Annotated in this window: 19 protein-coding genes and 1 pseudogene; 8 read left to right on the forward strand and 12 right to left on the reverse strand. The window is 63.5% G+C overall.

The window, feature by feature from the left end:
- Positions 1 to 17: 17 nt before the first annotated feature.
- The 12 genes from prfH to D0Z70_RS03880 all read right to left on the reverse strand — a co-directional run bounded on the left by prfH (position 18) and on the right by D0Z70_RS03880 (position 10,420).
- Entirely contained in the window at positions 18 to 638 is a 621-nt protein-coding gene (prfH, locus tag D0Z70_RS03830; protein ID WP_119744045.1) for a peptide chain release factor H, read from the reverse strand.
- Entirely contained in the window at positions 635 to 1,741 is a 1,107-nt protein-coding gene (locus tag D0Z70_RS03835; RefSeq protein WP_119744046.1) for an RNA ligase RtcB family protein, read from the reverse strand. Before D0Z70_RS03835 ends, prfH begins: the two co-directional genes overlap by 4 nt.
- Positions 1,738 to 2,226, reverse strand: coding sequence for a hypothetical protein (locus tag D0Z70_RS03840; RefSeq protein ID WP_119744047.1), 489 nt, complete (start codon positions 2,224 to 2,226; stop codon positions 1,738 to 1,740). The genes D0Z70_RS03835 and D0Z70_RS03840 overlap by 4 nt, the downstream gene beginning before the upstream one ends.
- Before the next feature lie 328 nt (positions 2,227 to 2,554).
- Positions 2,555 to 2,953, reverse strand: coding sequence for an adenosylmethionine decarboxylase (gene speD / locus D0Z70_RS03845; RefSeq protein WP_119744048.1), 399 nt, complete (start codon positions 2,951 to 2,953; stop codon positions 2,555 to 2,557).
- Entirely contained in the window at positions 2,950 to 4,560 is a 1,611-nt protein-coding gene (locus D0Z70_RS03850) for a flavin monoamine oxidase family protein (protein ID WP_119744049.1), read from the reverse strand. The genes speD and D0Z70_RS03850 overlap by 4 nt, the downstream gene beginning before the upstream one ends.
- Complete coding sequence (locus tag D0Z70_RS03855) at positions 4,550 to 6,088, reverse strand: polyamine aminopropyltransferase (protein WP_119744050.1); 1,539 nt, start codon at positions 6,086 to 6,088, stop codon at positions 4,550 to 4,552. Before D0Z70_RS03855 ends, D0Z70_RS03850 begins: the two co-directional genes overlap by 11 nt.
- Entirely contained in the window at positions 6,081 to 6,293 is a 213-nt protein-coding gene (locus D0Z70_RS03860) for a DUF350 domain-containing protein (protein ID WP_119744051.1), read from the reverse strand. The genes D0Z70_RS03855 and D0Z70_RS03860 overlap by 8 nt, the downstream gene beginning before the upstream one ends.
- 9 nt (positions 6,294 to 6,302) lie before the next feature.
- Positions 6,303 to 6,449: a hypothetical protein gene (locus D0Z70_RS24815; RefSeq protein ID WP_182913829.1), complete on the reverse strand. Its 147-nt coding sequence runs from the start codon at positions 6,447 to 6,449 to the stop codon at positions 6,303 to 6,305.
- Positions 6,446 to 7,786, reverse strand: coding sequence for a DUF4178 domain-containing protein (locus D0Z70_RS03865; protein WP_119744052.1), 1,341 nt, complete (start codon positions 7,784 to 7,786; stop codon positions 6,446 to 6,448). The genes D0Z70_RS24815 and D0Z70_RS03865 overlap by 4 nt, the downstream gene beginning before the upstream one ends.
- Positions 7,779 to 8,462: a DUF4178 domain-containing protein gene (locus D0Z70_RS03870; RefSeq protein ID WP_119744053.1), complete on the reverse strand. Its 684-nt coding sequence runs from the start codon at positions 8,460 to 8,462 to the stop codon at positions 7,779 to 7,781. Before D0Z70_RS03870 ends, D0Z70_RS03865 begins: the two co-directional genes overlap by 8 nt.
- Positions 8,463 to 8,468: 6 nt before the next feature.
- The gene (locus D0Z70_RS03875; RefSeq protein ID WP_119744054.1) at positions 8,469 to 9,455 is read right to left on the reverse strand and encodes an SPFH domain-containing protein; all 987 of its coding nucleotides are present in this window, start codon (positions 9,453 to 9,455) and stop codon (positions 8,469 to 8,471) included.
- A 347-nt stretch (positions 9,456 to 9,802) separates the two neighbouring features.
- The gene (locus D0Z70_RS03880; protein WP_119744055.1) at positions 9,803 to 10,420 is read right to left on the reverse strand and encodes a TetR/AcrR family transcriptional regulator; all 618 of its coding nucleotides are present in this window, start codon (positions 10,418 to 10,420) and stop codon (positions 9,803 to 9,805) included.
- A 98-nt stretch (positions 10,421 to 10,518) separates the two neighbouring features.
- On the opposite strand from D0Z70_RS03880, the gene D0Z70_RS03885 reads away from it, so the two are divergent.
- The 8 genes and pseudogenes from D0Z70_RS03885 to D0Z70_RS03920 all read left to right on the forward strand — a co-directional run.
- Positions 10,519 to 13,461, forward strand: a complete 2,943-nt coding sequence (locus D0Z70_RS03885) for a DUF2339 domain-containing protein (protein WP_119744056.1) — start codon at positions 10,519 to 10,521, stop codon at positions 13,459 to 13,461.
- Between the two features lie 52 nt (positions 13,462 to 13,513).
- On the forward strand, positions 13,514 to 16,909 hold the full coding sequence (locus D0Z70_RS03890) for an acyl-[ACP]--phospholipid O-acyltransferase (protein WP_182913830.1): 3,396 nt from the start codon (positions 13,514 to 13,516) through the stop codon (positions 16,907 to 16,909).
- A 162-nt stretch (positions 16,910 to 17,071) separates the two neighbouring features.
- Positions 17,072 to 18,304, forward strand: a complete 1,233-nt coding sequence (locus D0Z70_RS03895; protein ID WP_119744057.1) for an FAD-dependent oxidoreductase — start codon at positions 17,072 to 17,074, stop codon at positions 18,302 to 18,304.
- Positions 18,301 to 18,717 carry a thiol-disulfide oxidoreductase DCC family protein gene (locus D0Z70_RS25165; protein ID WP_119744058.1) on the forward strand — a complete coding sequence of 139 codons (417 nt, stop codon included), beginning with the start codon at positions 18,301 to 18,303 and terminating at the stop codon, positions 18,715 to 18,717. Before D0Z70_RS03895 ends, D0Z70_RS25165 begins: the two co-directional genes overlap by 4 nt.
- Entirely contained in the window at positions 18,714 to 20,348 is a 1,635-nt protein-coding gene (locus tag D0Z70_RS03905) for a saccharopine dehydrogenase family protein (RefSeq protein WP_220475620.1), read from the forward strand. The genes D0Z70_RS25165 and D0Z70_RS03905 overlap by 4 nt, the downstream gene beginning before the upstream one ends.
- 14 nt (positions 20,349 to 20,362) lie before the next feature.
- Positions 20,363 to 20,566, forward strand: a complete 204-nt coding sequence (locus D0Z70_RS24550) for a hypothetical protein (RefSeq protein WP_147418735.1) — start codon at positions 20,363 to 20,365, stop codon at positions 20,564 to 20,566.
- 764 nt (positions 20,567 to 21,330) lie between these two features.
- Complete coding sequence (locus D0Z70_RS03915; protein ID WP_239018799.1) at positions 21,331 to 22,500, forward strand: PepSY-associated TM helix domain-containing protein; 1,170 nt, start codon at positions 21,331 to 21,333, stop codon at positions 22,498 to 22,500.
- Positions 22,501 to 22,730: 230 nt separating this feature from the next.
- Positions 22,731 to 23,149: pseudogene (locus D0Z70_RS03920) on the forward strand (hypothetical protein); the annotation flags it as partial.

Here is a 23,149-nt window from a genome sequence, read left to right on the forward strand (position 1 = left end):
TGCGACTTTCCTCAGTGTTATCGCCTCACAGTGAAGCGCGGCCCCGCATAGGTTCGGACGGGGTTTCCGCGTTCCAGTTGCTTGTGGAAAGTCCACTCCGCAGTCCGGCCCTGCGCCTGCGACTGTTCCCTCCGCTCTTCAAGCAATAGCGCCAGTTTCAGCCTGGCCAGCTTTCGATTGGCGTGCTGCGACCGTTGCTCCTGCGCAGTCGTGATCAGTCCGGTGGGCCGGTGTGTCGCCCGGACGGCGCTGTCCGTCTTGTTCACATGCTGACCGCCCGGTCCGCTCGCACGCATCGCCTGATAGTCGATATCCTCCTCTTTGAGGTCGATCATGGATTCGGGCTGAGGCGCTATGGCGACGCCCACAAACCAGTTTCGTCGCCTGTGATGCGGACGGAAGGGGCTGTCGCCTATCCACAGGATCGTGCCAGCCCGCGCGGTCGCGAAGGCCATAGCCCCTTCGCCATTGACACGGAGCAACAGGGAATACGGCAGTCCGTCATACCCTTCGAGCAGTTCGCACGACAGGCCAGCGTCCCGAGCCTCCTTGCCAAAGGCGACAGCGAGTTGACCTACGACCCAACGACACTCGTCCGGCCCGCAGCCGGATGTCAGATGCAGGATGATCTCGCTCATGTCCGCCTCGTCTTGTAGCTGAGCAGCGGGCGCAATCGCGCAATGACTCGTATGAGGCCCGCATGCTCCAGATCGGCGATGACCGAGTGGATGTCCTTATAGGCTTGCGGCGCTTCCTCGAAGATCAGTCTTTTGTCCTCGCAGATGACGCGACTACCCAATGCGGTGCGTTCCAGTTCGGCAGGCCTGAAACGCCCGGACAGGCGCGCATGGGCATCCGTCCTGCTCCACTTGCGTCCCGCCCCATGAGCCAGCGAGTGGAGGGCCATGTCCTCACCGTCCGGCAGGGGTTCGACGAGATAACTGAAATCGCCGCGCGAACCTGGGATCGCCACCAGCCCGCGATTCCCCGGTGCAGCCCCCTTGCGATGCAGCCATCCCCCCCGATGGGACGTCACGCTGTTGTGGCAAATGTCGAGGATGCGCCGGCCCTCCCATCCCAGTTTCTCGGTGAAGCGCTCCGCAATGATCTTACGGTTGAGGATGGCCCAGACCAGGGCGTCGTCATGGCGGCGGATATAGCTCCGTCCCTCCAGCCCATCCGCTATTATCCCCTTGCTGCCATTGGCGGCAGCATGGGACTGGAGGATCGCATGGCCCAACCCGCGGGACCCGCTGTGAACCATCATCCAAAGACGATCCTGGTCGAGCGCCAGCGCCTCGAAGCGCACCATGTCGATGACCTCCTCGATCCGCTGAAGTTCCACGAAATGGTTGCCGCCGCCGATCGTGCCAAGCGATTGGGCCGCCAGATCCGGGGGTAGCCCTGCCGCTGCCAGTGCGCCCTCCACCTCCCCCGACCATGGCGCATCGAGGCCGTGAAGTTTCCGTTCCACCGAATCCGGCCGGAATTTCCGTAGCGAGCAGTCGATTTCCCATAAGGCCATGCCGCAACCGATGTCGCTGCCGACCAGATGCGGGTAGATATGATTGTGAGACCAGAAGGCCGCCCCGACCGCTATGCCGTTACCTGCATGGAGATCGGGAAGGCCCACGACGCGCTCGATCCCTTCGAGCCGCGCGGTTGCATAAAGCTGGTCGACGGCCAATGGATCGAGACGCGCAGGATCGGCGGCGATGAGGCTGACGGATGCCTGCGTCATCGCGCACCTCCCTTCCGCGACCGATTTACCGACGGCAAACGGTCCCGCAATTGCGCATAGTCCTTCAGAAGCCCGTCCTCGGGATCGACGAAGAACTTGCGCTGCCGGAACCAGCTTCCGTTTCGTTCAAGCACCTCTCCTTCGAACATCCACTCGCCATCGCGACCCACGGAGATGCGCGTCAGTACGAAGTCCTCGATATGCTGACGGACATGCATCTTCACCGTGCTCCCGGTGTCGAGGCCGGCGCATATCTCGCTGAAGATGTTGCCCCACGACTGCCCGCGCCGACTGCGCAAAAAGCGGATCAGTGGCGCGAAGTTCTCGTTCAGAGACTTGGTGTAGGGCGATGCGATCCACGCATGGCGCTTGAGGCCGATATATTTTATGTCCTGATCATAGGTCCTTTTCAGTTTTGCCGCTTGCGCGTGACCGGCACCCCAGCGGGGCCGCTCGACGAGAAGCTTGAACATGTCATCGCGCATGACCGGACTCCTTTCCGATGGAAGGGGTGGGTCGGCGGCAGAGATTTTCAGTAGTAAAGGCGCTAAGCCCTGCGCGTTGCAGGTCAGCGAAAAGCGTCAGGCGATAAAGGTCGCCCGTAAGGAAATTGCCCATGCAATTTGATCCTGAATATTCCGGATAGTAAGAATGTTCGGCTGGTTTGCAAAAGCTGCTCGCATGTCATTCTCCTTTCCGTGTTCAGGACCTGCCAAGATTGGCTATGCGGCCAATAGCCTGCTTGATAGGTTTTCGCAAGTACGGTTCAGCCACCGATTATCTCGATGCATAGTGGCCGCTCGACAATCAATTTCAACGTTCCCGTTGCTGGCCGTCAACTTCTCGCCCCAGATCATAAATGTCACCCCGGCGCATTAGATTTTGACTTATACGGGCAGGCGATAAATATCGGCATAATATGTCAAGTGCCGCCGCCGGATCATGGCGCGCGCCGCACAGGAAGATATCTACCGCAGCATAGCCATGCTCGGGCCAGGTGTGGATCGACATGTGGGATTCTGCGAGCAGGGCAACGCCGGTGACGCCCTGTCCTTCACCGAAATGATGGAGGTGAAGGCCGATCACCGTCGCCCCGGCGCTCTCCGCCGCGCCGCGCAGGGCGGCGTCGATCAGCGCGACATCGTCCAGCACGGGACATCCATAAAGGTCCGCCAGCAGGTGTCGGCCATCATAGGTCATGGGCGGAATCATAGTAGCGTCTCATGCGGATGGCCGATCGAGGATAGCGCCGCTTCCGCCGCGGCCATGCCTCGATAATGGGCTTCCTCGAACAACGACAGCCCGCTCAGGTCCGAATGGGCGCGGAAGAAGGGCGGCTGGATCGCCGCACGTTGCTGCGGCGCGACCTCCCACAGGAAACCGGGCGTCGGCCGGACCATGGCGTGACCCCACTTCCAAAGGTCGATCGACCGGATCGCGCCGTCCAGGTCGGGATTCATCCCCAGCAAATCGTCACGCACCAGCCGCCGCCAGTCCGCATCGGACCGGTCGACCAGCAGGCGGCGGGCGGATGCGGGCGGCATGTCGGACAGGGCCATATACCAGGTCAGCACCGTCGGCCCCGCGCGCGATGCGCTCTGGTGGGTGGCGACGACATAGCCGAGCGAGGCGCTGCTGGCCGAGACATTGTCCCAGGCGAGCGCGCTGCCCTTCCCCTCCGGTGCGCGATCGACCGTGACATTGGCGATCAACCAGGGGGCATAGCTGTAGGCCGTATCGGGTTTCTCGCCCAGCAGGCGACTGGCGATGAAATGGGGCATGGCAAGGATCACCGCGTCGGCGCGATAGCGGATGCTGGTCCCCCGCGCCGCGTCGAAAATATCGACTGTCGCCCCGCGCTCGCCACGCCGGGCGCGGAAGGCGACCTGCCCCGTCGCTATGCGGTTCCCCAGCCGATCGGCCATCAGCCGGGTGAGGCGACCATTGCCCTCTGGCCAGGTCAGTTCATTGTCGCCCGAACCCGCGGCGGCAAAGCCGCGCCGGCTGGCGAAATAATGGATGCCGGCCCAGGCGGACACGTCGCCCGGCTCGGCGCCATAATCGTCGCGGCAGGCATAGCGGACATGGGCGCGCAGTACCGGCGAGGTCCAGCCTTGCCGGTCGAGCCAATGGGCGAAGCTGATCCGGTCGAGCGCGAGCAGGTCGGCATCCTGCGCGCTATAGGCGATGGGGATGGCGAAGGCAGGCCGTCCCTGCGCGTCGCAACGGCTGGAGAAAGCGGCCATGGCGCGGTCGAAGGCGGCAAGGTCGGCCTTGTCCTTGGGGGACAGGCCGGTCTTGGGCACCAGCCCCTCCTGCCATTTCCCCTGCCAAAGCAGCCGTTCCTGCAAGTCGGCGCAGAGTTGCAGCGGATCATAGACAGGCTTGCCATCCCGATCGCCCACGATGATCCCAATTTGCCGCAGCATGTGACGCAGCCCGCGCGCTTCTTCATTGGGAATGGGAAGGTAATGCGCGCCCAGCGGATAGGCCGACACAGCATTGTGGCCGCTACGGGCATTGCCGCCGGGCTGGCTTTCCAGTTCGATCAGGCGAAAATCATCGAAGCCCGCTTCGCGCAACCGCCAGCCCGCCGACAGCCCTGCCACCCCACCGCCAGCGATCAGGACCGGCACGCGCTCCTCGCGCACTGGTTCCGGGAAGGCGCCGTCGCGCAGGCGGTGGCCAATCACCATGTCCGCGCCGCCGCTGCTGCCCGAAGGCGGCGTTTCGCAGCCCGGTAGAGCCAGCACGGTGGCCGCTGCCATCCCGCCCTTCAGGATGGTGCGCCTGCTCGGACCGCCAACGTCAGCCTTCATAGCGGGCCCATTCCTCGGCGAAGCTGCGCACCAGTGCCTGATTGTCGAGCCGGTTCACCGGCACCGGGCGGCGCGCCATGTCGGGTGGAAAGAACAGTGCCTGCCGGGCGGTCGCATCCGACAGGAAGCGATTGCCAGGCAGCAGGCGCGTCGTCGTGCCGGGATCGGCCAGTCCGGCCAGGATGAAGCCCCATTCGCCGAAGCTCGGTACATAGACATGATAGGGTCTGGTCTGAAAACCGGCCGCCTCCAGCGTCTGCGCCACGGTCCAGAAAGCGGCGGGCGCGACCAGCGGCGACGTGCTCTGGATGACAGCCATGCCGCCGGGCGCGAGATGCGGGCGCAACATACGGTAGAAGGTTTCGGTGTAAAGCTTGCCCACGGAAAAATCCACCGGATCGGGGAAATCGACGATGATGACATCGAAACGCGCCTGCGTCTCCCGCACCCAGCGGAAGGCATCGGCGTTGACGACATGCATACGCTTGTCGGTCAGGGCGTCGCCGTTCAGCGTGCGCAGCAGGCCGGTCTGGCCGAACAGGCGGGTCATGGCGGGATCGAGATCGACCAACGTAACGCTGCGCACGCCCGGATGGCGGAACACCTCTCGCGCAGCCAAGCCGTCTCCCCCGCCCAGGATCAGCACATTGGCCGGGCGTGCGACGCGGCCCATTGCCGGATGCACCAGCGCTTCATGATAGCGATATTCGTCGCGCGAGGAAAATTGCAGATTGCCGTTAAGGTAGAGGCGGATATCGTCGTCATGTCGGCTCAGCACCAGCCGCTGATAGGGGCTGGACGTCGCATAGATGACCCGCTCCCCATAGGCGGCGATTTCCGACCAGCGCTGAATGCGCTCGGCCGCCATGAAGCCTGCGATCAGGCTGGCCATCACGACCAGCGCCAGGATGCGCTCCCGCATCAGGCTGGCGCGCGCGGGAACGAGCAGCAGCAGGAGCAATGCGACCCCGACATTGAGCAGGCCGAACATGAGGCCTGTGCGGATCAGCCCCAGATGCGGCACCAGCAGCAGCGGAAACAGCAGCGACGCCGCCAGCGCGCCGACATAGTCGAAGGTCAGTACGTTCGACACCGTCTCGCTGAAATCGAACCGGTCGCGCAGGATACGCATCAGCAGCGGAATTTCCAGGCCGACGAGAAAACCGATGACGAAGACAAGGCCATAGAGGATCGCCCGGAACTGTTCCACCAGCGGGAAGAGCAGGAACAGGCCGGCCGCCGACCAGCCGCCCAGCAGCGCAACCAGTATCTCGACGCGGATGAACAGGCGCAATTCGTCGCGCTTCACATAGCGGGAACACCAACTGCCCACCCCCATGGCGAAGAGGTAGGTGCCGATGACGATCGAAAATTGCGTAACGCTGTCGCCCAGCAGATAGCTGGCGATCGTCCCTGCAAGCAGTTCGTAGATAAGGCCACAGGTCGCAACGGCAAAAACGCTGGCCAGCAGCAGTCCGACCAGCGCGGTGCGTCTGCGCTCGGTCGGCGGCAACGATGTGTCAGCCATGTATGGCGGCGGCTACAATGATGCCGATCGCTATGGCGATGGCGCCCGCAAACTGGGCGACGGCGACATTCTGCTTGTCGCGTATCTCCTCCCACAATTTGCCCGGCGTCAGCAGGTCAAGGATGACGAAGCCGACGACGAAAACGACGATGCCGATCCCGGCATAGACCAATGAATTGAGCAAGGTCGGTAGAGAGATGATCATCGACGTCTCCTATTTATGCGTGGGACCATAGGCGCGGGCGGCGCTGGCGGTGCGTCCGCCGTCGGCGAAGGGGGAATAGCCCTGCGACGCGGCGGTCAGATAGAGACCCATTACACTCAGGCACCAAAGGGCATAGAGGAAGCTGCTGCGGTTCATGGCGATTCCATCCCCCGCAACCAGTCGTCGGCGTCGGCCGGCGAACCGTCCTTCTGCGCCAGCCGGGCATTTTCGAACATGATGTGCAGGACCAGCATCAACAAGGGCGGGACCAGGATCATCAGCACCGCCAGCCAGAAATTGGATGTGAAGCGCGCGCCCCGTGCCACCGTCAGATTGACCTCGATCGGGGGCTGGCCTTCCGCCTTGTAGGTTCTGCTCGACGAGTCAAAGGCCCAATTGCCCGAACTGCCCCAATGATGCGCCTGCACATCGACGACCATGTCGTAGGTTCCGGCCGGCAGGCTTGCAATCTTCAAGGTCTGCGACCGCGCACCTTCGGACCAGTAGCCGTCCGAATCCTGCCCCGAATAATGTTCGTTCAGGGCATAGGCGTCATAGCTGTCCTGCGTCTTGCGATTGACGAAGGACACGTCGATATCCACCCAGCCCTGCTCCACGCTGGGGGTCAACGCCTCGACCGTCATCGCCTGCTTTCCAAGCGGCAGCGCGATCGGGCCGAAGGTCTGCGACACGGTGGGGCCATCGGGCGTCACCGACAGGCTGAACATTTGCGGCTGCATGGTCCGGCCGAACAGGGCCAGCAAAACCAGCAGCGCCACGAAGGACAGGGCGGCGATCGGCCACCAGTCCTTGATCCGCCGGGCATAGGGTGAAGGCTGGTGCGCCAGCGGCGTCATGCCGGGTATCCAGAATGGCGGCGGATCGACATCAAAGGCCGCCCGTATCTCCCGCCCGGTCAACAGCTCGCTGATCGTCCAGCCTTGCTCCCGATCGTCCTGCTCCAGGCTGAGCATGAAACCAGGGCGGACATAGTCACTCGCGCGCACTTCCTCACCCGGCTTCACCCGCCAGTAGAACTCGCCCGCGACCCGTGTCACCCGCGCGGTGTTGCCGCCATAAAAGGGGGTGAAGCGGCGGCCGCCGACGATCTGGTCGGGTCCATCGCGCTGCGGCGCGGCGGTCAGCATCGTGCCCAGGCTCCACTGGCCATTCTGCGCAATCAGCCAGCGATAGCCCTCATAAGGGTTGAACAATAGGGTTTCTTCCCATGTCGCCCAGCCGTCCGACCGCTCCATCCAGCCGATCGCTTCCCATTCGATACCGCGCAACGTGCCGCGCGTGCCGAGCGGGATCGCGAGCGAAGCCTGCATTTCATTGTACCGGGTGATGATCCTAACCGCCGGATCAGTCGCGTCGATCAGCGTGCCGCAATATTCGCAGGCCAGCGTGACCGTATAGCCAGCCGCGCGCAGCGCGATCGTGCCGCCGCAAGCCGGACAGGACAGGGAGCGGACGCTGTCATCCTCAGCCATAAGCGGGCACACTCCAGCCGGGGAGCGGGCGCAGGTTTCGCGGTTGCAACGCGGCCAGCGTCACATGATGGCCGACATAGAGAGTCGGACCGTGCCGGTCCTTCTGGAAGGAGGCGCAGCGCCCGTCGCGATTGCGAAAATCGACGCTCAGCGTTTCCCAACCGGCGGGCGCGGTAAAAGGCAGCTCGCCTTCGCAGCCGATGCAGCGCACGGTGCGGACATCGGCGACCTCATAGGATTGTCCGTCGATATTGCCGCTTTCGCCCGGCTTGACCGGCCTATCGTTCATCAGGCGGCGGATGACCTGTGCCAGCGATCCCGTCAGTACCACCTCGCGCAGCGCCATGAACTGGCCCATCGCCTCGCCCAGCCAAGCGTGGCTGCCATCGGCCAGCAGCATCAGCCATTCGTTCCAGGCGCCATCGTCCCAGGCCCAACGCACCCGGCCGATGATCTGGAAATTCTGGTCGAAACAGCGCCCTTCCGTCCCGATCTGGATCGGGCTGACGTCGAAGGGCAGGATCGCCGCCTCCCCCCCATTTTCCGTTATTTGGCCCTGCGCACCCTGATTGTAGCGGACGACGAGCGTGCGACAATAGTCGCACACCCGGACGGGCAGCGCTGCCGAGCGGAAGATGACGTCCGCGCCGCAAGTGGGACAGGCGACCGACTGCATCGGGTGCTATCGAATACGGCCCAGCAGTTCCGCCTTCTTCGTATCGAATTCGGCCTGGGTCAGCGCGCCTATATCCAGCAGCTTGTGCAATTTTTCGATCAGCGCGAACGGGTCTTCGGCTGGAGCCGGCGCTGCCGCCGCACCGCCCAGCGCGCCAGTCATCGCCTGACCAATGGCCAGTCCCGCCGCCGCGCCAGCCCCGATCCCGGCCACGCCGCCAGACTGTGCCGCTGCCGTCTCGATCGCTTCGGCCGCCTGGAATTTGGCGTATCGGTCGAGGTCGCCCAGCACGCGCATCGAACTGGCCTTGTCGAGATGCTTCTGCACCTCTTCTGGGAGGGAAAGGCTCTCGACAAAGAAGCTTTCGACCGACAGGCCCCATTGGGCGAAGGCCGGCGCGACCGCTGCCCGGAGCGCCTCGGACAAGGCGGTCTGGCTGGCCGCCAGATCCAGGAAAGCGGTGCCGCCGCCGGCCACCCCGGTTGCCAGCGCAGTCTGGATCGCGGCGCGCAGTTGCGGCTCGATATCCGCGACCTTCACCTCGCCCAACGTGCCCATGATGCGCGAGGCGAAGGGTGCTACCTCATTGACGCGGAAGCTGTAGCTGCCAAAGGCGCGGACGCGCAGCGGCCCCAATTCGGGATCGCGCAGCGTTACCGGCTGCGCCGTGCCCCATTTCAGGCCGATCTGCTCCTTTTCGGAGAAGAAATAGACGTCCGACTTGAAGGGCGACTTGAAACCCTTGTCCCAGTTCATGATCGCCGTCAGCAGGGGCAACGTCGATGTATCGAGCGTGTAGAGGCCCGGACCGAACATGTCGGCGATCCGCCCTTCGTTGAAGAAGGCGGCGATCTGCCCCTCCCGCACCGTCAGTTGCGCGCCGTTCTGGATTTCCCGGTCGGCCAGCGGCACCCGCCAGCCGAGTTGTCCCGGCTCTTCCACCCAGTCGATGACATCGACGAACTGCTTCGACAGAAAATCCAATATGCCCATGTCGCTCCCCTGCGCTGTTCCTCAGTTTAGAATGGTTGATTCACGGGACAAGCAAAATTGCGGCATAAGAGGCTTACGACCCTCACGGACGCTCAACATTCAGTTTTCGCTGCCAAGGTGCAGACCGTCCGCTATCTTTCTGGATGTTTTTCTATCCCTCGCTCGGCTTTACGGCGACAGGGATATCCGACTGCCGGGTTCAGGCCGGTTCAGTCGCGCCAGGGTGCGAGTTCGGGCATCGCAACCCATTCGGGCCAATGTAGCACCGCCACTGGACACAATCTGGTGCCGACCAGCGGAGAATTGCAGATCGCGCTCCAAAATTTCTAACCATTTCATGGTCGAAACTACCCGGTATCCGCCAATGGCATCGATGCGCCCGAAGCGGCCAGCGACTCCCTTACCCGTGCGATCGCCATGTCCAACGGCGCGGTTTCGCCCAAGAGAGCGAAACTTCCGTTGAGGGCGAAGGTGCAATGGCCGTGGACGGTGGCCACCAGCGATCGGGCAAGGCGCGGTGCGCGGTCCCGCAGCTGGACCGGCAACACCGCCGCGACCTCGCGCACAACGACATCGGTCAACGCGCCGCGCCGCGCGGCAAACCCTTCCGGCATGGCCATGTCTGGCGGCAGACGATGGTCGTAGATCGCGGTCCACAACGGCATATGTTCTGCCGCAAAACTGAAATAGCCTTCCACCAGCGCGGCGATCCGGTCGGTCGAAGGCTGGGCCAGCCGGTCTTCGAGATAGGCGGCCCATTGTTCAAAGGTACGGGTGTTGATGGCCACGATCAGCCGATCATAGCTGCCGAACACATTATAGAGCGTCCCGACAGCATAGCCGATGCGTTTGGCCACTTCGCGCGCGGAAAAGCGGGCGAAGCCGACTTCCGCCATATGGCGGTGCCCTTCGTCTAGAATCAACGCTTCCAGTTCAGCGCGGCTATGGTCGGATCGTCTGCCCATGACATCGCTGTATGATCTGAATTGATCACTGTCTAATATTTTAATTGATCACCGTCTAATTTCGCACTATCACGCACGGATCAACTGGAGGGTGAGTCATGCTGGTTACGCTGGTCCTGATCGTGCTGGGGGTCGTGCTGTTCGACACCCGAAGCCGGATGAAGGCGCTGGAATCTCGCCTCGCCCTGATCGAGACGGATGCGCGGCCCGCGCCATCCGCCGCCATATGGCCATCCAGAACCGCAGCGCTGCGACCGGTCGCGGCTGCCGTAGTGCGAAGGACGCCCGAAGAGCCAGAAGCGCCCATCCTGCCTATACCGGCAGTCGAGCCGAGACCGTTTGAACAGCCCGAGCCTGTCGTGCCATCCCCTGCGGCTGTGCGCGATTCCGCTCCCGTCGCCGCCCCGGACCCGATACTATCCCCCGAGACTCAGGCTGCCTCCCCTGCCCGCCCCGGCTTTGCGTTCGAGGATTTGTTCGGCCGTCGTCTGCCGATATGGGCGGGCGGTATCACGCTAGCGGTGGCGGGCGTGTTGCTGGTCAAATATTCGATCGACACAGGGCTGCTGTCGCCGGTCATCAGGCTCATGCTGGGCCTGCTCTTCGGTGGCGGACTGATCGTCGCTGCGGAAGGCGCGCTGCGGCAGGAGGACCGGCTACGCGATCCCCGCGTGCGTCAGGCGCTGGCCGGGGCGGGCATCGCGACGCTGTACGCCGTTATCCTGACCGCCGCCAATCTCTATCATCTGATCGGACCCGCGACCGCCTTTGTCGGCCTGGCCGCTGTGACGGCGATCGCCATGGGGCTGTCGCTGCGCTTTGGCGCACCGAGTGCTCTGCTGGGTCTGGTCGGCGGCTTGGCTGCGCCCGCATTGGCAGGATCGAACGAGCCTAATGTCCCGCTCCTGTCCTGCTATCTCGCGCTCACCATTGGCGGGCTGTGCGCCCTGTCTCGCACCCAGCGCTGGCTGTGGCTGGGCATCGGCGCACTGATCGGCGGCGCAGGCTGGGGCAGCCTGCTGATCCTGAACGGCGCGCTCGACCTTACCGCGTCTCTCTCGGTCGGCCTGCTGATCCTGGCGATAGGCGTGGGTTTCCCGCTGCTGGCCTTTTCCGGCAGCAAGGCCATTTTGTTGCGGGCAGCATCAGCTGTCGTCGCCTCGGCCCAGATGGCCGCGCTGGTCGCCACCGGCGGGTTCGCGCCGCTCCACTGGGCCTTGTTCGGCCTTCTGTCGATCGCCTTTCTCTGGCTGAGCGGTCGCGAAGCATCGCTCCGCCGCCTGGTGCCGGTCGGCTTGGCTGTCGCTCTACTACTCGCAGGCGGTTGGCCCTCGCCGCCGGTGCTGGTCTTTACCTTTGTCATGGCAGGGATCATCGCCCTCTACGGCAGCGCTGCACTTTGGCGCCTGTGGCGGCCTGGCGGCAGCCTGATCGAAGCCGGACAGGTCGCGGCGATCGCGCTGGGCGGGCTGGCCGTCACCGCGCTCCATTTTTACCGCGCCTCGCCCGTCGACGATGTCCGTTTCGCCCTGATCGCGCTTGTCGCTGCGACGCTGCCGATGCTGGCCATGGCGCTGGGCTGGAACAATCCCGACCGTCGAGACGATTCCCGCTTCGTCGTGCAGGCAGTTAGTGCCGCTATTCTGCTGGTCATAGCAGACGGCTTCGGCCTGCCCGGCTGGATGATGCCTGTCACCGTAGCGCTGGTCAGCGCGGCGCTGCTGATCCTGTCTGACAAGGCGAAGGATCGGCGGGTCGAATATGGCGGCTGGGCCTTCACCTTCGTCGCGCTCACCGCGCTGGTCGTGGGCGACCGTGGCGTGGCGGAGGCAGGTCGCCTGATCGGCGATGTCTCCCCGGTCACGCCATTGTCTGCATTACTGCGCTGGGGCATGGTTGCCGCCGTTGCTGCTGTCTACGCCTGGCGTGCGCGCTTTGCCGAAGGACGCGTCGTCGCCCAGGCCGCCGCCGCGATCGTCGCCTATGGCGCGGTGGCGCAGGCTGTGCCGACATCCTGGCTCGCGCCGATCGCCGCCTTTTCCATTCCGATGCTCGCCTTTTCGAGCCATCGACTGTCGCCACAGCGGCTGTTGCCCGCACTGGCATCCATGCTGATCATCGTGCTGCTATGGGCTGCCTGGCCTTTGATCGACTGGAGCGGACATGGCCTGCTTTCCCTGCTGGGCCAGCCGATGCTGGCGAGTGGCCTGCCCGATCTGTCGGACATGCTCCGCCGCCTCGCCCTGCCTGCCGCGCTGATCGGGCTAACGCTGTGGCGCGGGCGATTCGCCACGATCGAGCGCTGGACCGGGGGTGCGGCAGCGTCGATCATGGGCGCGGTTGCTGTGCATATCCTGTACAAGCAGCTGTTCGACATCGGCTCCGGCTTTGACTTCATCCATGCGGGCCTGGCCGAACGGACGCTCTGGGAAGCGCTGATGCTGGGTGCGGGCTACGTCTTGTGGCGGATCGCGCACTATCGCGTCGCCGCGCTTTCATTGATCGCTGCGGCGCTTGCGCACAGCCTGCTCTACACCATGCTGCTCCACAACCCGCTCTGGGCCACGCAAGCGGTCGGCAGCCTGCCGCTGCTGACGCTCCTCATCCCTGCCTTTGCGCTGCCCTTCTTTGGATTGACGCTGGCAGGCCGGATCGCGCCGGACCTCGCGCTCCGCTTTGCCCGGACGATCGACGCTATGCGGATGCTGATGACTTTAATGTTCGCCTTTGCCGCTTTGCGCCAGCTGTTCGAAGGGTCGCTCCTCAAAGGCCCCAATCTGGCGGTGGGTGAGGATATCGGCCGGTCCGTGCTGGCCATCGGCCTGGCCATCGGCTTCCTGCTTTGGGGCATCCGCACCGGCAAGCGGGATTGGCGTATCGCATCCCTGCTGCTGATGCTGGGCGCGGTCGCCAAGGTTTTTCTGCTCGACGCATCGGGCCTGACAGGCCTGCTCCGCATCGCATCCTTCCTGGCGCTCGGCTTCAGCCTGATCGGCATCGGCTGGCTCTACAACCGCCAGCTGAAAAGCGATGCGGATTAACGTTCCGTCTATACTTCACCCATATTGCTCTGGCCCATAGGGGTTCCAAATCATGTCTGCACCTGATCTGTCGCTGTTGGGAAAGCGCCGTTTCGCGCCTTTGTTCGTCGTCCAGTTCCTGGGAGCGTTCAACGACAACCTCCTGAAGTTCGCACTGCTCTTCCTGGCCAATTTCATACTGTTCAGGGCAGAACCGGAAAAGGCCGGGCTGCTGGCGACGGTTGCGACGGGCCTGTTCATCCTGCCCTATTTCCTCTTTTCTGCGATCGCTGGTCAGATTGCCGACGCCTGGGACAAGGCGAAGCTGGTGCGCGCGGTCAAGGCGGCGGAAATCGTCATCATGGCCGTGGCACTGGTCGGCTTCACCCTGCAATCGGTGCCCCTGCTGCTTGGCTGCCTGTTCCTGATGGGGCTGCATTCGACTATCTTCGGCCCGGTCAAATTCTCGATCCTGCCCCAGCATCTGGGGCCGCACGAACTGATGGGTGGCACCGGCCTGATTGAGGCGGGCACCTTCCTCGCCATCCTGGGCGGCCAGTTGCTGGCCGGCGTCATCCCGGCCCAGACCGCTGGCATCGCCGCCATCGGCATCGCCCTGCTCGGCTTCCTCACCAGCCTGGCCGTGCCTCCCGCGCCGCCGGTGGCGCTTGGGCTGAAGGTGGATCGCAACATTTTCCGCAGCACCTGGCAGATATTGAAAGCTGCGCGGCACGGCCGGGGCGTATGGCTCTCCATATTGGGGATCAGCTGGTTCTTCGCGGTCGGCGCGGTTTTGCTGTCGGAGTTCGCGCCCCTCGTCAGCGGGGTGCTGCACGCCAGACAGGAAGTCGCCACCCTGTTCCTGCTGATATTCTCGCTGAGCGTCGCCGCAGGATCGCTGCTGGTCAACCGGCTGCTCGCTGGCGAAGTATCGGCGCGCTTCGTTCCCATATCGGCGCTCGCGCTGGCGGGCTTCATGATCGATCTGTGGCTGTCGACCAGTAGCTATGTGCCTGTGACCGCCAATGCCAGCATCACGACCTTCGTCGCCTCGGCGGGAAGCTGGCGCATCCTCATGGACCTGTTCGGTATCGCCTTTGCAGGCGGCATGTTCATCGTCCCGCTCTATGCGATACTGCAGACCCACGCCCCGCGTGAGGAGCGGTCGCGCACGATTGCCGCCAACAATATCGTCAATGCCGCCGTCAGCGTAGCGGTGGTGGCGGTCGTCACGCTGATGCTGGCGCGCGGCGTCGATGTCCCCGGCGTGATCGGTGCGATGGGCTTCGCCACCCTGACGATCGCGCTCATATCCTGCTGGTTGCTGCCCGAAACCATCATCAAGGCGATCTTCCGGGGGGCTTTGCGGCTGATCTACCGGGTCGAGGTGACGGGGGCGGAGAATATGCCTGCTGCCGGTTCGCCTGCTGTCGTGGTCGTCAACCATGTCTCCTTCCTCGACGGGCTGCTGCTGGCCGCCTTCCTGCCCGGCAAGCCGACTTTTGCCGTGCATACCCGCATCGCCAAGGCCTGGTGGATCAAACCCTTCCTGCCGCTGTTCGATGCCTTTCCCGTCGACCCGACCAACCCCATGGCGGCCAAGGCGATGGTGAAAGCGGTGCGCGAAGGCCGAACCCTCGTCATCTTCCCCGAAGGTCGCATCACCGTTACCGGCGCGCTGATGAAGGTGTTTGACGGCCCCGGCATGGTCGCGGACAAGGCCGACGCGCCGATCATTCCGGTCCGTATCGACGGTGCCCAATATACGCCCTTTTCTCGCCTGCGCGGCAAGGTGCGGCTGCGCAGCTTTCCCAAGATCCGCCTGACCGTGCTGCCGCCACGCCGCTTTGCGATCGAGGGCGAGATGACCGCCCGCGCCCGCCGCGCCATCGCCGGGCGTCGCCTGTATGACGAGATGAGCGCGATGATCTTCGCGACGTCGAACAGGGATGAAACGCTGTTTCAGGCGCTGCTGGAAGCCCGGCACATTCACGGTGGGAAGGCTGCGGTGGTCGAGGATGTAAAGCGCGAGCCGATGTCCTACGACCGGCTGGTTGTCGGCAGTCTGGCGCTGGGCAAGCCGCTGGCCGCTGTGACCCGACAGGGCGAAGCAGTCGGCGTGCTGCTGCCCAATGTTTCGGCCGTGGTTGCGACCTTCTTTGCCCTCCAGGCTCATGGCCGCGTGCCTGCGATGCTCAACTACACCGCTGGCCTCACCAACCTGAAGGCCGCCTGCACCGCTGCGCAGGTCCGCACCATCGTAACCGCCCGCGCCTTTGTGACGCAGGCCAAGCTCGGCGATATCGTCGCGGCGCTGGCGGAAGAAGGCATTACGATCCTCTGGCTGGAAGATATTGGTGCGGCCATCGGCACGGGCGCGAAGTTGCGCGCCCTCATCGCCAGCCGCTTTGCGGGACGTAGCCACAAACGGTTGCACATCGCGCCCGATGCGCCTGCCGTCATCCTCTTTACCAGCGGATCGGAAGGCCTGCCCAAGGGCGTGGTGCTGACCCACCGCAACCTGCTGTCCAATTGCCGCCAGCTGGCCGCGCGGATCGATTTCAACACGGCGGACACGGTGCTGAACGCGCTTCCGGTGTTCCATAGCTTCGGCCTTACCGGCGGCACCTTGCTGCCGATCCTGCATGGCGTGAAAACGCTGCTCTATCCCAGCCCCCTCCACTACCGGATCGTTCCCGCACTCGCCTATGACAGCAATGCGACGATCCTGTTCGGCACTGATACTTTCCTGTCGGGCTATGCGCGGATGGCGCATAATTATGACTTTTATTCGCTGCGCTACATTTTTGCGGGCGCAGAGCGGGTGCGCGACGAAACCCGCAAAGCCTATGCGGAGAAGTTTGGCCTGCGCATATTGGAAGGCTATGGCGCGACCGAGGCTGGCCCGGTGATTGCGGTCAATACGCCAATGCATTTCCGGGCGGGCACCGTGGGTCGCCTGCTGCCGGGCATTGACCCGAAGCTGGACGACGTCCCCGGCATTGCCGAAGGCGGACGCCTGTCGATCCGCGGTCCCAACATCATGGCCGGTTATATGAAGGCCGACGCGCCGGGCGTGTTGCAGCCACCCGAAGAAGGCTGGCACGATACGGGCGACATTGTGACGATCGATGCCGAAGGCTTCGTCACCATTCGCGGTCGCGCCAAGCGCTTCGCCAAGATTGGCGGCGAGATGATCTCTCTCCCTGCCGTCGAAGGCTATGCGTCCGCGCTCTGGCCTGATGCCGAACATGCTGTTGTCACGCGTCCCGACGCACGCAAAGGCGAACAGCTGGTGTTGTTCACGACGCGCAAGGGCGCGAAGGCAAGCGATCTTCAGGCTTGGGGGCGCTCAAATGGCATCACCGAACTGGCCATCCCCCGTGACATTCGCGAAGTCGATGCGCTCCCGGTGCTCGGTACTGGCAAGCTGGATTATGTGACGATGGGGGCATTGGCAGCCGCATGACTCTCGTCATCTTGCTCGCTGGCAGGTGGTGAAATTCGGCATGTATCACTTCATGCCGGTTCGGTTTTGCCGAATATTCCGGGCGCGCTTCCTCGCTCCCCAATATCGGCAATTCCGGTCCAACCTCTTGGAACGGCCTGCCTGCTCGTCTAGACGGCGGTCATGCGGGGTCTGAACATCGCGATCGCAGGCTGCGGGCCGTGCGGACTGGCGGCGGCGCTGCTGCTGCATCGGACGGGCCATCAGGTCACCCTTTTCGAGCGTTTCGACACGCCCCGTCCCATCGGGTCGGGCCTGATGATCCAGCCCACAGGCATGGCGGTTCTTGGCCAGTTGGGGTTGCTGGACGACGTGTTGCGGCGCGGATCGCGCATCGACCGGCTGTTCGGCAAGGCGGGGGAACGGGTCGTCCTTGACGTCCATTATGCCGCGCTGCGCCACAGCGATATGTTTGGCATCGGCATCCATCGCGCCAGCCTGTTTGCGATATTGCATGAGGCAGCGTTGCGAGCAGGGATCACCGTCCATACCGGGCGCACGCTCGTGGACAGCGAACCGGTCGGTGCGCAACGCGCGTTGCGCTTTGCCGATGGCGAAACCAGCATCCCCTATGATCTCGTGGTCGATGCGCTGGGTACGCGCACGCCGCTGGCACCGCCGACCGGCCGGGAACTGGCCTATGGCGCTCTATGGGCCAGCCTCGACCTGCCGCAGGATGCGCGCTTCGATCCCCATGCCCTCGCGCAGCGCTATGACCGCGCCAGCATCATGGCGGGCGTCTTGCCGATCGGCACGCCGCCTGGCGCGGCGACGCCAAAGGCCGCCTTCTTCTGGTCGTTGCGCGCGGATCGGCTGGGCGACTGGCATCAGGCCGGACTGGGGCCGTGGAAGGCACGCGTTACCGCGCTCTGGCCCGCATGCGCGCCGTTGCTCGACCAGATTGATGATCCCGACCAGTTGACCTTCGCCCGCTACGCCCACCGTACCCTGCGATCACCGGCGGAACGGGCATTGGTCCATATCGGCGACGCCTGGCATTCCGCCAGTCCCCAACTGGGCCAGGGCGCCAACATGGCCCTGCTCGATGCCTGGGCACTGGCCAAAGGTCTGGCGGACGCGAACGGGGTGGATGAGGGGGTTCGTCTCGGCATCAAGCTGCGGCGACGCCATGTCCTGACCTACCAGTGGCTCACTGCATTGTTTACGCCCGTTTATCAATCGGACAGCCGCGTGTTGCCCTTGATCCGCGATCGTCTGGTCGGCCCGCTGTCCAAATTTTGGCCCGCCACCAGCATACAGGCGGCGATGGTGAGTGGACTGGTCGCCAATCCGCTGGGGCCGCTGGGGCTGGAAAGTCCGCTTCATATGCCCGCGCCAGAATCGGTGGCCGCATGAGCGCCAATCCTGCCAGCGAGGACGGGCCGATCATCGTCTTCGACGCAATGTGCGTGCTATGCTCCGCCAATGCCGCCTTCGTGCTGCGACACGACCGGGCCGGACGGTTCCGGCTGGCGTCCATGCAGGGCGAAATCGGCGCTGCGCTTTACCGGCGGTTCGGCATCGATCCCGCAAATCCAGAAAGCCTGATCGTGGTGGAAGGGGAACGGGCCTTGCAGGGCAGCGATGCGGTGCTGGCCATATGGGCCGGACTGGATCGCCCGTGGAAGGCGCTGGCATTGTTCAGGATCGTCCCGCGCTGGCTGCGCGATCCCGTCTATCGCTGGGTCGCCCGCCATCGTTACCGGCTGTTCGGCCAGCGCTCCACCTGCTGGATACCCACGGCGCAGCAGGCGCGCCGAATCCTGTGATCTGTATATTGCTCCTTGGCGGATATGGCGGCTTTGGCGGACGCATCGCGCGGCATCTGGTCGCTGCGGGGCATAGAGTGATCGTCGCGGGCAGATCCATCGACAAGGCTAGGGCCTTTTGCGGCGAAACGCCCGGTCTCACCCCGCTGGCCCTGGATCGCAGCCATATCGCAGCCGCGCTGGACGAGCATGAACCAGATATCGTCGTGGATGCGTCCGGGCCTTTTCAGGCAATGGACCATGCGATCCCGAAAGCATGTATCGCCGCCGGGGTGCATTATGTCGACATTGCCGACAGCCGCGATTTCGTCTGCGGCATCCGCACATTGGATGAGGCCGCCAAGGCAGCGGGCGTCGTCCTGCTTTCCGGTGCCTCCAGCGTTCCGGCGCTATCGGGCGCGGTCGTGCGGCATCTGGCGCGCGGCATGGACAAAGTGCGCGCGGTCGAAATGGCGATCAGTGCGTCCAACCAGGCGACGGCGGGTCCGGCCGTCTCCGCCGCCATATTGGGGCAGGTCGGCCAGCCCATGCGTATCTGGCGCGGCCAGCGCTGGACGACCGCCTATGGATGGCAGGAGCGGCACTTGGCCCATTTCCAATGCGCAGGCGGAATCGCGATTGCGGGTCGGCAGGTCGCGCTTGTCGATGTGCCCGACCTTGAGCTTCTACCGGAACGGCTGGTCGGACATCCAGCCGTCAGTTTCCGCGCGGGCACCGAACTCGGGTTCCAGAACCGGATGCTGTGGCTCGCAGGCTGGCTGGTGCGGTCGCGGGTCGTCGCTTCTCTCGCGCCGTTCGCTCGCCTGCTGCGCCCGCTCCAGTCCCTGACCCGTTCTCTGGGTAGCGATCGCTCCACCATGATCGTGCGCCTGTTCGGCGATGTCGGCAGCCGGCGGATAGAGCGTCGATGGACGCTGATCGCCGACCAAGGCGACGGCCCGGGGATACCGACATTGTCAGTCGAGCCTATCATCACCCATATCCTTTCGGGACAGGAAGCCGCCGGTGCCCGCGATGCCGGAGAGGCGCTGGCGCTGAGCGATTATGCCGATGCGTTCGGACGGCTGGCCATCCATCATGCCATGGAGGAACGGTCCGCTCCACGGCCGCTATATGAGCGGGTGATGGGTGACCGCTTCGCGCGACTGCCGCCAGAGGTGCGCGCGATCCACGATATATTGCGTGATGGCGGCGCGATGGGCGAAGCGCTGGTGGCAGGCGCGGCCAACCCGGTGGCAGCCTGTGTTGCGCGCATGACAGGCTTCCCCAAGCCTGGCCATCATCGCCTGCATGTCCATTTTCAGGAAGCCGACGGCCGTGAGACCTGGACACGCGATTTCAGCGGACGGCGCTTCCGAAGCCAACTCAGCCAGCGCAATGGATGGCTTGTCGAACGGTTCGGCCCGCTGCGCTTCGCCTTCGACCTGCCCAGCGACGATCAGGGATTGCGCATGGTGATGCGGCGGTGGTGGTTTGGACCATTGCCCTTGCCGAAATGGCTGGCCCCACGCTCCAACGCGCGGGAATGGGCAGAAGGCGGACGCTTCCATTTCGATGTGCCGATCGCCCTGCCGTTGATTGGGCAACTGGTCCATTATCGCGGATGGCTTGAACCAGCGCCAACTCAATAGTGTTACGGGACAGAGTGATCCCCGTAGACCCAAGGCTTGCCGATATTGTCGGTATCGATGATGCAGCGCTCCAGATCGTACGGGCGCTGCTTGGTGGATGCCGTGAACTCAGCCACTTTCTTCCTGACGCTGCCGATATCGTCGGCGTGTGCGGTGCCGGGCGTCAGGAACGCCAGACACAGTATGGGCATGAAGCCGCGCCCGGTCGGGACGGCTGAGCAGGCAGCATCGCTATTGATTCACTGATCGCCCCCTCACGCATGGAGAGCGACCTTCGGCTTCAACCTCGCGTCGCCCTATGTACCTCTCGGAGCGACGGCCGAAGCCGGATGTTAGGAACCTGAGGAAACCGCAGGCCACTGAAAGGCGTTTCGCTAGGTTTTCCGAGGGTTGCCTATGAAGGCGATGGTGCGCTTACAGGACTCGACAAGGCTCTCCATCTCATTGTTTTATTTATGTTTTATTGATACCCCTCATTGCGAGCCCCCACCCGAGCCCCAGCGCATTCGGGAATTTTGTGCGCAGGTTCGAGTCCGAATCCACCAAAATCAGCTCTACGGCCTCATAACCGGTCTCATTTCGCCGTTAGATCAGGCACATAAGCTGGCGACGCTGAGTTGAAGCAGCGGCCAAGTCCTAGCATCAGTTTTTTACATAAAATGATCACCGCTACCGACCCTTTCTGGCCTATCAGCGATTAAATTTCGTTATCCGACAGCAGACCGTCGGTTATTGGTTGCCTTCCGACAATTTCTTACCGTTAATCGGCAGGTCTAATCAGTAATAGGACTTTCGCCGAAATCAGGTGATACAGATCGCCTAGAATAGCTTTCTGCACAGGTTGAGCCGCGCCTCCCCTTGCGTTAGCTTCATCACTAGATGGCGTGGAGGTTGTAGATGGCGACTTTGGCTGAACCGCTACCTGGACATGGGCGCGATGACCGGTTCTTTTTGAAGATGGCGATCGCGATGGCTTNGGCGCGTGAAAAAGGGCCGGTCGCTCTGGTGGGTGGTGCATAGCTGGATCGGCCTGAAACTGTCGATCTTCCTGACTTTCATCCTGGCTACGGGCACTTTTGCGGTGTTCGCGCATGAAATCGACTGGCTGGCGACGCCCGCCATGCGGGTATCGCCCCGGTCGGAACCCGTCGCATCCTGGGGGGCGTGGGCGCAGGCAGCGGCGCGCGCCGCACCGGACGCCCGGCTCCAGACCCTCTATGCGCCGATCGACCCCTGGTTCACGGTCGAGGCCTGGGTCAGTCGCGGCAAGGGCGCTCCGGAGCGTGTCTATGTCGATCCATGGACGGCGGAGGTTACCGGCAGGCATGGCTGGGCCAATGTCCACCGCTTCCTGCGGCAGGCCCATCGCCACCTGATGCTGCCGACGAAGATCGGCATACCGATCGTCTGCTCGCTCGCCCTATTGCTGGCAGCATCGTTGGTGTCGGGTATCGTCACCTACAAGAAATGGTGGCGCGGCTTCTTCCGAGCGCCGCGGGGCGGCGATGGGCGACGGATGACCGGCGACCTGCATCGCCTGATGGGCTTGTGGAGCCTGTGGTTCGTGGCGCTGATCACGCTGACAGGCCTGTGGTATCTGGTGGAGACATTGGGCGGGAACGCCAAGGTGCCCAAATTACCGGAAGTGGCGGCTGGTGCGATGCCGACCGGGGCCGCGCTGGACCGGCTGGTCGCCGTCGCGCGCCGCGCCGATCCTGCGCTCGATATTCGCGAAATCCGCTTCACGCCCGACAATGGCGTCATCTTCCTCGGCCAGTCATCCGCCTGGCTGGTGCGCGATCGCGCCAATGCAGTAGTCGTCGATCCGGCGACGTCGCGTGTCGTCGCGCAGTTGGATGGACGCGCGTTGAGCGCGCATCAGCGTATTTCCGAAATGGCCGATCCGCTGCATTTCGGCACCTTCGGCGGCCTGTGGACCAAAGCCATCTGGTTTCTGTTCGGGGCGCTACTGACGGCGATTGCCGTCACCGGCACGATGATCTACGCGATGCGGCTGGCCAGATCGTCGCGGTCCGACACCGGCAGCATGAAGATTGCCTGGCAGGGCATGGGCGTCTGGGGATATGTCGGCATCGCCCTCATTCTCCTCACCCTGATCCTGACGCCGGGGGCGATTGGGGGAGCCAGTTGAAGGAAGCGACCCTTTCTGGCCTATCAGCGATTAAATTTCGTTATCCGACAGCAGACCGTCGGTTATTGGTTGCCTTCCGACGATTTCTTACCGTTAATCGGCAGGTCTAATCAGTAATAGGACTTTCGCCGAAATCAGGTGATACAGATCGCCTAGAATAGCTTTCTGCACAGGTTGAGCCGCGTCTCCCCTTGCGTTAGCTTCATCACTAGATGGCGTGGAGGTTGTAGATGGCGACTTTGGCTGAACCGCTACCTGGACATGGGCGCGATGACCGGTTCTTTTTGAAGATGGCGATCGCGATGGCTTTGACTATCGTTGCCGGTTTTTCCTTTCAAGTGGCGACGGGTCGCTCGACGTTTGGCGCGCCGCCACTTGTCCACCTCCACGCTTTCATCTTCTTTGGTTGGGTGGTGCTGTTCGTCTCACAAAACCTCCTAGTCACCCGGGGCTCGATCGGCCTTCACCGCCAACTCGGCTGGGTAGGCGCTGGGTGGGCCAGCGCTATGGTCCTCGTCGGCATATATACGACCATAGAAATGACGCGAAACGCCGCCACGCCGTTCTTCTTCCTTCCGGCATATTTTCTTGTCATGAACATCCTATCGATCCTCTGCTTTGGCGGCTTGGTCATCGTGGCGATATCGAT

Origin of the sequence: Sphingobium terrigena (assembly GCF_003591655.1) — a bacterium.
In the GTDB taxonomy this organism is placed as follows: domain Bacteria; phylum Pseudomonadota; class Alphaproteobacteria; order Sphingomonadales; family Sphingomonadaceae; genus Sphingobium; species Sphingobium terrigena.

Bases quoted from the DNA above. Each gene is read 5' to 3' on its own strand.
- D0Z70_RS03870 (WP_119744053.1), bottom strand. From the start codon at position 8,462: ATGCAGTCGGTCGCCTGTCCCACTTGCGGCGCGGACGTCATCTTCCGC.
- D0Z70_RS03875 (WP_119744054.1), bottom strand. From the start codon at position 9,455: ATGGGCATATTGGATTTTCTGTCGAAGCAGTTCGTCGATGTCATCGAC.
- D0Z70_RS03860 (WP_119744051.1), bottom strand. From the start codon at position 6,293: ATGATCATCTCTCTACCGACCTTGCTCAATTCATTGGTCTATGCCGGG.
- D0Z70_RS03865 (WP_119744052.1), bottom strand. From the start codon at position 7,786: ATGGCTGAGGATGACAGCGTCCGCTCCCTGTCCTGTCCGGCTTGCGGC.
- D0Z70_RS25165 (WP_119744058.1), top strand. From the start codon at position 18,301: ATGAGCGCCAATCCTGCCAGCGAGGACGGGCCGATCATCGTCTTCGAC.
- D0Z70_RS03885 (WP_119744056.1), top strand. From the start codon at position 10,519: ATGCTGGTTACGCTGGTCCTGATCGTGCTGGGGGTCGTGCTGTTCGAC.
- D0Z70_RS03855 (WP_119744050.1), bottom strand. From the start codon at position 6,088: ATGGCTGACACATCGTTGCCGCCGACCGAGCGCAGACGCACCGCGCTG.
- D0Z70_RS03880 (WP_119744055.1), bottom strand. From the start codon at position 10,420: ATGGGCAGACGATCCGACCATAGCCGCGCTGAACTGGAAGCGTTGATT.
- prfH (WP_119744045.1), bottom strand. From the start codon at position 638: ATGAGCGAGATCATCCTGCATCTGACATCCGGCTGCGGGCCGGACGAG.
- D0Z70_RS03895 (WP_119744057.1), top strand. From the start codon at position 17,072: ATGCGGGGTCTGAACATCGCGATCGCAGGCTGCGGGCCGTGCGGACTG.
- D0Z70_RS03850 (WP_119744049.1), bottom strand. From the start codon at position 4,560: ATGAAGGCTGACGTTGGCGGTCCGAGCAGGCGCACCATCCTGAAGGGC.
- D0Z70_RS03890 (WP_182913830.1), top strand. From the start codon at position 13,514: ATGTCTGCACCTGATCTGTCGCTGTTGGGAAAGCGCCGTTTCGCGCCT.
- D0Z70_RS03835 (WP_119744046.1), bottom strand. From the start codon at position 1,741: ATGACGCAGGCATCCGTCAGCCTCATCGCCGCCGATCCTGCGCGTCTC.
- D0Z70_RS24815 (WP_182913829.1), bottom strand. From the start codon at position 6,449: ATGAACCGCAGCAGCTTCCTCTATGCCCTTTGGTGCCTGAGTGTAATG.
- speD (WP_119744048.1), bottom strand. From the start codon at position 2,953: ATGATTCCGCCCATGACCTATGATGGCCGACACCTGCTGGCGGACCTT.
- D0Z70_RS03840 (WP_119744047.1), bottom strand. From the start codon at position 2,226: ATGCGCGATGACATGTTCAAGCTTCTCGTCGAGCGGCCCCGCTGGGGT.